This window comes from Cytophagia bacterium CHB2 (genome assembly GCA_030263535.1).
GTDB lineage: Bacteria > Zhuqueibacterota > Zhuqueibacteria > Zhuqueibacterales > Zhuqueibacteraceae > Coneutiohabitans.
Genome location: SZPB01000578.1, coordinates 1 through 2561, shown reverse-complemented (window position 1 = coordinate 2561; position 2561 = coordinate 1). Strand labels below are relative to the sequence as shown.

Here is a 2561-nt window from a genome sequence, read left to right as displayed (position 1 = left end):
CGCTCCGGAGAGATCGCGCACCCGGCCAGCACCGGAAATCTCTCCCGCAGGCGTTTGCAACTGCAAATCGACTTGCAAGTCATTATTGCGGGCCGCGCCCTCCAAAACAAAATTAGAGAGGGCATGATTGCCCAGGCGGGAGGAGTCCGCTGTGAGGTGGAGCATTGCTTGCAAGCTGTCAAGACTCAAACGATCGCCCTGCGCGCGCAACGACAGATTGAGATGCGAATGCGGCCCGCGCTCCGGCAGTAATCTCGCCAGATCGGCGCGGCGAATATCCGCATCGAGCGTGTAGCCAACGCGCCCCGAATCGCGGCGCGCAAACGCGAGCAAACGGCCCTCCCCCGCTTCGTGTTTGAGTTCGAGATCAACCAGCACGCTATCCCAATTGCCCGTGCACAGCAGGCTTGCTTCCAACGGGCCTTGGGTTGAAAGCTGGGGAACCAGGGCATGCCAATCATCCAGTTGCAATGGTGTTGCGGCAAGCTGCACGCGATAACTCGGCTGCTTGAAATCCCGCACCCGCAAATTGCCGGTGACGGTGGAGCCGCCGACCGTGATTTGCAGTTTGTCAATTTGCACAGCGTCAGCCGTTTGCACGACATGTGCATTGCTTTCAGAAACGGCTAACGGAAAATTGGTCACATTAAACGCGAGCCGGCGGAGATCAAGCACGGTTTGCGGCGTGGTATATTCCACCAACAACTCGGCATTCAGATTTTGCACCGCGCGCCGGTAAAAAAAACTCGCAGTATCCAACGGGGAGAGGGTCACCTCGGCGTTGCGAATTCTGATTTTCGGCAAGACAATCGGCCAAATTGCCGTGGTATCCGTCACAATTAAATTCTGCACGTTCCAACTGCTGTCGGGATTTTGGCGGAGATGAATGGCCGGGCTTTCAATGAGAAGCAGATTGATCAACACGCGGCGATCCCACAACTCCCGCGGCGAAAAACCGAATTCAAGGCGCGGCACGCGCACAACCGTTTCGCCGTCGCGGGTGATGGTTAAATTTGTGATTCTGAATTGTGAAATGAGATTGCCTTCGATCTTGCCCAGCGCCAGGCGGCCGTTGATCTTTTCCCGCGCCGCTGCGACAATCTCATCGCGCAGCCAATCGCGAAAACGCTGCGTTTGCGTGAGTGCGGCTGCTGCCAGCAAGAGCAGCACAAGCAAGCCGAACAGCCCGAGAATAATTTTTAGAAATCGTTTCATTGGTTTAAAAACGCGCCCGTTCGCCCTGGTCTTGATTATGCCAGCGCTTCATCTTACGAGGAGACGAAGCAATCGCCGTGCAAATCCCTTAACTTCTTCAATCCGAAAAACAAATCCGCTCGCAACAAACATCACTACGAACACTGCACCGATAATCAAACACATCAGCAAGCTTCCTCCCAAAGTCGTTGCATCGACATAGCTTGCGAGGGCAAGTTTGAGACGGTAAAGCACAACGCCCACAATCACGCTCAAGAAAATCATCTTGGCAAACAAGCGATAGACGAATCGACTCCCGGCATTTTTGCTGCGGCGGTTCCACAGGAAGTAGAGCAAACTGCTCTGCAGAATCGCGGAAAGCGAGATCGCCAGCGCCACGCCGCGAATGCCCATTTGATTCATGCCGAGCCAATAGATCGGCACACTCGTCAACACGGCCAGCGTGCCGGCAATCGTCGGAAACAACGTGTTCTGCACGGCATAATAGCCGCGCACCACGATGGTTTGCGCGGCAAAGGCAAACGCGCCGATCATGAGGAAGATCAAAACTTCGGAGGTGCGCGCCGTCGCGATGGCGTCAAACCGGCCGCGTTGAAAAAGCAGGCGAATGACTTCGTGACTCAACACCATGAACAACGTCGAAACCGGAATGACGATGGCAATATAACGCCGCAGGGTGTCGTTTAAAAGCTGATTTAGCTCAGCCATCTTTCCCTCCGCCGCCAGGCGCGCCAGAAATGGAAACGCGGCCACGCCCGCGGCCTGCCCGAAAAATCCTACCAAAATCAACATCACACGCAAGCCATAATTGAGTGCAGCAATGCCGCCCTCCGGTAAATAGGAACCAAAAAATTTTGTAAAGAATTCCGTGGAAAACGTCATGGTAAGTCCGAGCATCAGCGGCAGAGTGAGCAGAATATATTTTTTCAGCTCAGGATGGCGCAGCTCGAACAAGAAAGAAAAACGCATGCCGGCCTGGCGCGCGCCTTGATATTGTATCAATAAATTGCCTGCCAAAGCGCCCGCAAGCACGCCCCAGGCAAAGCCTTCGATGCCGACCCAGCGATGCAGCAACACACCGCCCAAAATAATGCCGAGATTGTACAGCAACGGGGCGAGTGCGGGCCGCTTGAACCGTTCTTTGGCAAATTGCACGGCCATTAAAAGGCTGCCGGCAAAAAAGAACAACTGCGCCGGCATGATGATGCGCGTCATGCGAACGGCTTTGCCGATGATGGCGGGATCCGTCAAGCCGGGCGCGATGAGGGCGATCAATTGCGGGGCCAGCAGCCAGGCCAGAGCAACCAGCAGCGTCAACACCGCGCCAAACACGCAAAAAATAATTT

Annotated in this window: 2 protein-coding genes; both read right to left on the bottom strand. The window is 55.0% G+C overall.

Annotation, left to right across the window (positions count from 1 at the left end; genetic code table 11):
- Window positions 1–1215: AsmA family protein (locus FBQ85_29105; GenBank protein ID MDL1879191.1), on the bottom strand; the 1215-nt coding region annotated here is incomplete at its 3' end.
- 48 nt (window positions 1216–1263) lie between these two features.
- The gene (locus tag FBQ85_29100) at window positions 1264–2559 is read right to left on the bottom strand and encodes a murein biosynthesis integral membrane protein MurJ (protein ID MDL1879190.1); all 1296 of its coding nucleotides are present in this window, start codon (window positions 2557–2559) and stop codon (window positions 1264–1266) included.
- Window positions 2560–2561: the final 2 nt, after the last annotated feature.